Annotated in this window: 8 protein-coding genes; 5 read left to right on the top strand and 3 right to left on the bottom strand. The window is 64.5% G+C overall.

All coding sequences use genetic code 11. The features are described 5' to 3' along the window. Positions 1–88: 88 nt before the first annotated feature. Together UP06_RS33530 and UP06_RS33525 are read left to right on the top strand one after the other, a co-directional pair. On the top strand, positions 89–1,645 hold the full coding sequence (locus UP06_RS33530) for an ABC transporter substrate-binding protein (protein ID WP_045007989.1): 1,557 nt from the start codon (positions 89–91) through the stop codon (positions 1,643–1,645). 4 nt (positions 1,646–1,649) lie between these two features. Beyond that, entirely contained in the window at positions 1,650–3,194 is a 1,545-nt protein-coding gene (locus UP06_RS33525) for a GMC family oxidoreductase (RefSeq protein WP_045007988.1), read from the top strand. 36 nt (positions 3,195–3,230) lie between these two features. On the opposite strand, the gene UP06_RS33520 is transcribed toward UP06_RS33525, so the two are convergent. Further along, positions 3,231–3,857, bottom strand: coding sequence for a LysR family transcriptional regulator (locus UP06_RS33520; RefSeq protein ID WP_045008755.1), 627 nt, complete (start codon positions 3,855–3,857; stop codon positions 3,231–3,233). A 128-nt stretch (positions 3,858–3,985) separates the two neighbouring features. Between UP06_RS33520 and UP06_RS33515 the strand changes: the two genes are divergently transcribed. From UP06_RS33515 to UP06_RS33505, 3 genes are read left to right on the top strand one after another with little or no spacing between them, the layout of a single operon-like run. Further along, positions 3,986–4,855 (top strand): VOC family protein, encoded by an 870-nt coding sequence (locus UP06_RS33515; RefSeq protein WP_045007987.1) that lies wholly within the window; start codon positions 3,986–3,988, stop codon positions 4,853–4,855. 1 nt (position 4,856) lies between these two features. After that, a complete protein-coding gene (locus UP06_RS42310; RefSeq protein ID WP_245305617.1) occupies positions 4,857–5,093 on the top strand; it encodes a hypothetical protein in 237 nt (78 codons plus the stop codon). After that, complete coding sequence (locus UP06_RS33505; protein ID WP_045007986.1) at positions 5,086–5,772, top strand: L-2-amino-thiazoline-4-carboxylic acid hydrolase; 687 nt, start codon at positions 5,086–5,088, stop codon at positions 5,770–5,772. The genes UP06_RS42310 and UP06_RS33505 overlap by 8 nt, the downstream gene beginning before the upstream one ends. Here UP06_RS33505 and chrA read toward each other — a convergent pair. Beyond that, complete coding sequence (chrA, locus tag UP06_RS33500; RefSeq protein ID WP_045007985.1) at positions 5,769–7,154, bottom strand: chromate efflux transporter; 1,386 nt, start codon at positions 7,152–7,154, stop codon at positions 5,769–5,771. The genes UP06_RS33505 and chrA overlap by 4 nt on opposite strands. Further along, positions 7,154–7,972 (bottom strand): chromate resistance protein ChrB domain-containing protein, encoded by an 819-nt coding sequence (locus UP06_RS33495; protein WP_045007984.1) that lies wholly within the window; start codon positions 7,970–7,972, stop codon positions 7,154–7,156. Before UP06_RS33495 ends, chrA begins: the two co-directional genes overlap by 1 nt. Between the last annotated feature and the right edge of the window lie 111 nt (positions 7,973–8,083).

The raw sequence follows: 8,083 nt of genomic DNA, 5'->3' as shown, positions 1-8,083 counted from the left end.
TAAAACCGCTGGAAACCCAGGTGTTTCCGCGCATCGTTCTAATTCTTCCAGAGCGCAAACGAGCTCCGAAAAAAGCAAAAAGGCACCAATGTCCAAACTGAAGGCTTTCATTCCGGCGCTGTTCGCCCTCGCGCTGGCGGCGGCGCTGACGCCCGCGCATGCGGCCGGCAATCTCGTCGCGGTGCTTGAAGCGGAGATCGTCACTCTCGATCCGCATTTCTCCACGGCCTATATTTCGCGCACCTTCGGCTACATGGTGTTCGACACCCTGTTCGCGAAGGATTCCAAGGGCGACGTCAAGCCGCAGATGGTGCAGGACTGGAAGGTCTCAGCCGATGGCTTGACCTACAGCTTCACGCTGCGCGACGGCTTGAAGTGGCATGACGGCCAGCCGGTCACCGCGGCCGATTGCGTCGCGTCGCTGCGCCGCTGGGGCACCCGCAGCGCGCTCGGCCGTCGCATCTTCGCCATCACGGCGTCGCTGGAGCCGACGGATGCCAAGACGTTCGTGCTGACGTTGAAAGAGCCGTCCGGCCTTGTCATCGACGCGCTCGGCAACCCTGTCAGTCCGGTCGCCTTCATGATGCCTGAGCGCATCGCGAAAACGCCCGGCGACCAGCGCATCACCGAGATCGTCGGCTCCGGCCCGTTCGTCTACAGCAAGGCCGATCACCGCACCGGCGATCGCATGATCCTGAAGAAATTCGCCGACTATGTGCCGCGCCCGGAGCCGGCCGATTTCCTCGCCGGCGGCAAGCGCGTCAACGTCGACACGCTCGAGATCCGCGTCATTCCGGACGCTTCGACCGCCGCCTCCGCGTTGCAGGCCGGCGAAATCGACTTCATGCAATATGCGCCGTTCGATCTGTTGCCGCAGCTAGAGAAGAACGCGCGCGTCAAGCTCGTGAACTTTACCGGCGGCAACATGTTTGCGGGCGCCTATCGCCTCAATGCGGCGTCGAAGCCGTTCGACGATCCCGCGATCCGGCGCGTGCTGTGGAAGCTGGTCGATCAGCGCGAAGTGCTGGATGCGCTCGGCCTCGATGCCAAATACGCCACGCCTTGCGCGACGTTCTTTACCTGCGGCACCACCTATGAGAGCAAGGCTGACATCGAAGCTGCGGCCAATCCGTCGATCGAAGCGGCGAAGGCGGCGCTGAAGGCGACGAAATATGCCGGCGAACCCGTCGTCGTGATGGAGGCCAACGATCTCGAAGCGCCGCGCGTTTCCGCGCAGGTGCTGGCCGAGCGGCTGAAGGCGGCCGGATTCAACGTCGACCTCCAAGTGATGGACTGGGCGAGCGTGCTGGCGCGTCGCGCCAAGAAAGAGGGCTGGAGCGTCTATGGCGTTCATGCCGGCGGCTTCGATCTGGGTTCGCCGCTGACCAACGTCATGGTCGCCTTCAATTGCGCCGACTTCACCGGCTGGCAGTGCGATGCGCGCATCACGCCGTTGATGGAGGCCTTCGCCAAGGCGCCAGCCGAAGCGGATCGCAAGAAGATTGCCGGTGAGATCCAAAGCGTCATGTACGATCAAGCGCCGGCGATTCCATGGGGCCAGTTCGCCCAGCCGGCCGTCTATCGCGCCAGTCTGCGCGGTCTGATACCGTCCGCCATCCCGGTGTTCTGGAACGTTGAGAAGTAACGCGATGTACGATGTCATTGTTGTCGGCGGCGGCTCGGCCGGCGCCGCTGTTGCGGCAAGGCTCTCCGAGGATCCGGCAAGGCGCATTCTGCTGCTCGAGGCGGGTCTCGACTGGCGCGCCGACGAGGCGCCCTGGGAGGTGATGACGCCGAACCCCATCCCGATCATTCACAAGCGCGAGTATCAGGAGAAATGGCAGTGGCCGCATCTTCTGACGCGCCGGGTGGCGGAGCAGGAGCCGCGCTTCTATTGGCGCGGCAAGGGGCTCGGTGGCTCATCGATGATGAACGGCCAGATCGCCATCCGCGGCGTTGCGGACGCGTTCGACGAATGGGCCGCCAATGGTTGCACTGGCTGGTCGGCCAAGGACGTGATGCCGCTGTTCTCGGTGATCGAGGATGATCTGGAATTCGGCGAGACTGAAGGCCACGGCCGCGGCGGACCATTGCCGGTGTACCGTGCTCCGCCGGAGAAATGGGGGCCGATCGATCGCGGCTTGCGCGATGCGGCGCTGGCGAGCGGCTATCCCTGGTGCGCGGATGTCAACGGTCCGGACGGAGAGGGTGTCGCCTGCTATCCCATCAACAGCCGCGACAGCCGCCGCATCACGACCAACGAGGGCTATCTCGAGCCTGCGCGCGGTCGCGCCAATCTGGAGATTCGGGGCAAAACGCTCGTCGACCGCGTGCTGATCAGCGACGGCCGGGCGACCGGCGTCCGCGTTCACATCGAGGGCCAGGGCACCAGCGAGATCAGCGCGCGCCAGATCGTGCTTTGCGCCGGCGCTATCCATAGTCCCGCGATCCTGCTGCGGTCGGGCGCTGGGCCCGCCGATGAGCTGAAGGCGATGGGAATTGCGGTTGAGCGCGACCTGCCGGTCGGCCGGCACTTCTTCGATCACCCGCTGTTTCGCGCAACGATCGGGCTCCACGAAAATCTCCGGCCCACCGATCCGGACACCCGCCACACCAATTGCTGCGTGACCTATTCCTCCGGCCTCGCCGACGGCGGCAAGCGCGACATGATCTTGATCGCCTTCAACCATCGCGGCATCGGCGTGCCCGGGGCGATCGGCGCCGGGCTGTTCAACGCATATTCTCGTGGGACGCTCAAATTGGCCGCGACCGATCCCGCGATCGATCCCGTTGTCGAGGAGAACATGCTGGCCGATCCCCGCGACATGCTGCGCATGAAGGATGCGGTGAAACGGCTGGCCGTGATCACTTCGCAGCCGGCGCTGGCCGGCATTGCCGACTGGATCAGGCTGACCGACACCGATCTCACGCTGCCGCAGGCCGCAGCCCTGCCGGATCACGAGCTCGACGCGCTGCTGCGCCGCGAAACCGGCGACATCCAGCATGCCGCCGGCAGCTGCCGCATGACCGGCGTCAACGACGCCGACGGCGTGGTCAATCCCGACGGCAGTGTGAAAGGCATCAGCGGGCTGCGCGTCGCCGACGCCTCGATCATGCCGTCGGATTGCCGGGCCAACACTCACTTCACGACTGTGGTGATTGGGGAAGCGATCGCGCGGATGATGATGCGGTAGTTCCACCGCGTTAAACCCACGCTTCTCACGGTCGGCTCAACTCCCGACGCTGCCGACCAGGCGAGGACGGCGGTGGGCGAGCGCCTTCTCGGCCGGCAGGGCGCGCAGCCATTCGCGGAAGCTGACGATCTCGGGACAATCCGCGGTGCCTTCAGGCGCAATCAGCCAATCACCGGGGCTCGATCCCTCATTGACCCGGTCGCAGCGATAGCCCGGATGGTGGCCGAGACCGCGGGTGATCAGCAGGTCGACCTTGCCCTCGACCAATTCGTGCAAGCCGGCGGGGTGAAGCACCCGCAAACCGATGTCCCCATGCGCGCTGCGAAACTCCGCCAATTCGAGGCGACGCAGGTCGAAGCTGCCATGGACCCCCAATTGCAGCAGCACCGCACCAGCCGGTTTCAATTGCAAGGTTGCATCCGCAATGCGACGAAAACCATCGGATATCCCGGGCAGATAGGCCTGGCCTGCCGCGGTCAGGATGAGCTGCTTATGCAGCCGTTCGAACAGGGGTACGCCGAGACGCGCCTCCAGCGCTTTCACCTGCTGGCCCACGGCGGCGGGCGTCACGTGCAGCTCGTGCGCGGCCAGCTTGAAACTGAGATGCCGCGCAGCGGCTTCGAAGGCACGGAGCGCGTTGAGTGGCGGAAGGGTGTAGGTCATCGCACGGCAAGTTTGACACCGATCACCGGTGGCCTTGCAATAGATTTTCTTGCGCTGAACCGCAGGAATCATGCTTTGCGCCGCGGCGATGTTGCCGGATACGGTCAGCCCGCAATCCGGAGAACCCCATGCCCCGCCGACTGGACCATCTCGTCATTTGCGTCCACGATCTCGAACGAGCTGCGCTGGATTGGCGTAGACTGGGCTTCAACCTCACGCCGACCGGTGTGCATCCGTTTGGAACCAGCAACCGCCTTGCGCAATTCGCCGACAATTTCGTGGAGCTGCTGGCCGTCACTGATGAGGCGTTGGTGCCCGCAGCGACACCGGGCCATTTCAGCTTCGCGGCCCACAACCGGGAGTTTCTGACGCGGGCCGAAGGCATGTCGATGCTGGTCTTGCACAGCACCGACGCCCACGCCGATGCGGCACGCTTCAGGGCCGATCGCATCGGCGCCTACGCACCGTTCGATTTCGGCCGCGACGCGGTGCTGCCTGATGGAGGCACGGCACGCGTTGCATTCTCCCTGGCTTTCGCCACCGATCCCGCCATGCCCGGGATCGCGTTCTTCACCTGCCAGCAGCGTCACCCCCCGGAACTGTTTTGGAAGCCGGATTATCAGCGACACGCCAACGGCGTCCTTCGTGTGATCGAGGTCGTGATGTCGACGCCGGAGCCAGCGGCACACCGCGATTTCCTCGAGCGCCTCATGGAAGGCCCGGCCGAGCTTGCACCTGACCGCCTGACGGTCGGCGACAGCGACAACCGGATCACATTGCTCGGCCCCTCCGAACTGGCGCGCCGGTTGCCGGGCCTGGCGAACAGCTCCGCGCCGCGCTTTTCCGCTGCGCGTTTTTTGGTCGCCGATCTCGATGCGACGAGGCGGGCATTGGAAAGCAACGGCGTCAGCTTCGCGATGACCGGCGGCGTGCTGCTGATCCCACCCGTCGCCACGCATGGTCTGGCGCTGGAATTCGTCGAGCAGGAGGCAAACTGACGTGGCTCACATCCTCAACCACAATCCCGCAGCGGTCCATGCCCCCGCCGGTGGCTACAGCTTGGGAGTTGAACTCGGTCAGTATCGCCGCCTGCTGTTCATCAGCGGCCAGGTACCCGAGGCATCCGACGGCGCGGTGCCTGAAGGATTCGATGGAGATCGAGGCGATTGCTGCGGAATGAACCCGGCTCTCGCCGACCTTGCAATGGGCCAACTGTGCCAGGTGTCCAATGGCTAAGTCCATCCATCCCTTTTACGAGACCCATCGCGCTGCAATGGAGGCCGCCATGCGCCATCGCCTCGACCTTGCCGAGGCGATCTTACGCGAGCGCGCGCATCTCACCGATATTGACGGGATCAGGCAGGAGGTGATGGACGAATTCGAAATCGTGCTCACCCAGATGCCCTATGTCGGAGGCGCGGCAAGTCGCATGAGCGATTTCTTCATGCGTCTCATCGGCTTCATGGCCATCAGCCGCGTGCTCCGGCGACACGGCGTGCCGCTGTCCGTGATCGGCGACATCGAGCGGGAAACCTACAAGGCGCAATTACTCACCGTATCAGAAGCGGAACGCCTCGCCTCGGGCCGTCAATTCATGTCGTCAGAAAACCAGACCTTGCTGCGCGAACAAGCTGCAAGAAGCCATCAGAACGAGTTTTCGGAAGATTTCGTCTACGATTTCGTCGAGCCGGGCCCGGGTGACAACTTCGAATTCGGCATCGACTACAAGGCTTGCGGCTTTTGCAAATTCGCGGCTCGTCATGGCGACAAGGAGATCCTGCCGAACATTTGTGGGCTTGATTTCGACGCCTATGCAGCGAGCGGCATTCACCTCGAAAGGACGCAGACACTGGCTGGCGGCGCGAGCCACTGCAATTTCCGCTTCTCGCGGCTTCCGTCGGCCCAGGACGTCTAGATCACCCCCACCAGTCGCAGCGCCACGCCCGCCGCGCAACTGCCCGCAAGCACCGTGATCATACCAAGCTTGAAACGGAAGATCGCGGTCGCCGCCGCGATCGACAGCACGAGCGCCGGCACGTCGACGCTGGTCAGCACCGGCCTATCGAAGTTCAGTGGAAATGCGTGCACCGGCGCGGTCTCGCGGAACAGCGTGTGCAGCGCGAACCAGATCGAGAGGTTGAGGATCACGCCGACGACGGCGGCGGTGATCGCACTCAGCGCACCGGCAAGCCCGGTGTTGCCGCGCAGCCGTTCGACATAGGGGCCGCCGACGAAGATCCAGAGGAAGCAGGGCGTGAACGTGACCCAGGTCGCGAGCAATCCACCGAGCGTGGCCGCGAGCATCGGCGACAGGCCGCTCGCGTCGCGATAGGCCGCCATGAAGCCCACGAACTGAAGCACCATGATCAGCGGGCCCGGCGTGGTCTCGGCCATGCCGAGGCCGTCGAGCATCTCGTGCGGCTTCAACCAATGATAGTGCTCGACCGCCTGCTGCGCGACATAGGCCAGCACGGCATAAGCGCCGCCGAAGGTGACCAACGCCATCTTTGAGAAGAACAGCGCGATCTGGCTGAAGACGCTGGCCTGCCCGAGGGCGAGGAGCAGCACGATCACCGGAACGAGCCAGAGCGCAAGCCACAGCGCGCCGACGCGGATCGTGCGTGCGGTGTCGGGACGGACGTGATCGGGCACGGCGTCGCCGAGCATGCTGTCGATCACGGCGCTGCTGCCGCCAGGGCCGTGACCGGCCGGGGCAAATTCCGGACGGCCCTGTTTGGCGCCGACATAACCGATCACGCCGGCGGCGATGATGATGATCGGGAAGGGGACCGCGAAGAAGAAGATCGCGACAAAGGCGATCGCAGCCAGAGCGATCATGATGCGGTTCTTCAGCGCGCGCTTGCCGACGCGCACCACGGCTTCGAGGACGATGGTGAGCACGGCCGCCTTCAGCCCGAAGAACAGCGCCTCGACAAAACTGACATTGCCGAAGGCGGCATAGACATAGCTCAATCCCATGATGGCGATGATGCCGGGCAGGATGAACAGGCCGCCGGCCATCAGCCCGCCGGCGGTGCGGTGCATCAGCCAGCCGATATAGGTCGCGAGCTGTTGCGCCTCCGGTCCCGGCAGCAGCATGCAATAATTCAACGCATGCAGAAAACGGCCTTCGGAGATCCAGTTCTTCTCCTCGACCAGGATGCGGTGCATCACCGCGATCTGGCCCGCGGGCCCGCCAAAACTCAGGCAGGCGACGCGGAGCCAGACGCGGAAGGCTTCGCTGAAGCTGATGCCGTGACCGGCATCAGCTTCTCCTTGGGCAGTGCGCGTATCCATTACGCCTTCACCTTGTTGGTCGGCCAGTTGTGGGTCTCGGTGGTGGCATCGCGGCACCAGCGGTAGAAGGCGTCGTAGAGCAGCATGCCGGCCTCGAGCTGTTCGAGGTCGTCGTCATACATCCGCGACAGCCCGAGCGAGGCCGCGAGCAGACCGGGCGCCTCCGGTGCGAGGTCGGGCCGCGCGGTGTCGGCGCCGCGCACCAGCGTGGCCAGCCGGAGCAGGGACGGCGTGGCGATCCCGAACTCCTCAACCATCACGTCGAAGGTGCAGAGCTCGCCGCGGTGGCTCCAGAACACGTTCTCGATGTCGAAGGGTGCTGCATTGAAGCGTTCGCCGACGGCGACCACTTCAGAGGGCGCGACGAACAGGAACACCGCGTTGGGATCGACGAAGCGGCGGATCAGCCAGGGGCAGGCGATGCGGTCGACCTTGGGTCGCGCCCGCGTCACCCAGACGGTGCGGCCTTTGGCGTCGCGCGGCGGCAGTTTTGCAGCATCGACCAGCGGCAGCTTTGCGTCCCTCCAGCCTTCGAATCCGCCTTCCAGCGTCTCGGCCTGTACGCCGAGCTGGCGGAGCCAGGCCGCGGTACCCTGCGCGAGCTTTGCGCCGCGCAGGCAGGAGACGATCGCGGAACGGCCGGCGAACTCGCCGCCCCAGTCCGGAACATTGTCATGGCTGAGCTTGATGGAGCCGGGAATCAGCCGCCGGTCGGCGGCAAAATCCTGGTCGGTGCGCACGTCGATCAGGGCAGGGGCGTTCGCCGTGCCGATCAGTCGTGCCAATTTGTCAGACGATATCGTTGTGTAGGAAGACATGATGCGCCCTCGTAAGAACAAACGGGACGCGATACTTGGGCATGTCGCCTCGTGGGGAGATCGCTCAAATCCCCATAAGCCTCATTACCACGAAATCGCGCCGGGCTGTCA

The sequence above is a fragment of the Bradyrhizobium sp. LTSP857 genome, assembly GCF_000938285.1.
Classification (GTDB): Bacteria; Pseudomonadota; Alphaproteobacteria; order Rhizobiales; family Xanthobacteraceae; genus Bradyrhizobium.
The sequence above is the reverse complement of the archived record's forward strand: the minus strand, read 5'-3'. Positions and strand labels throughout refer to the sequence as shown.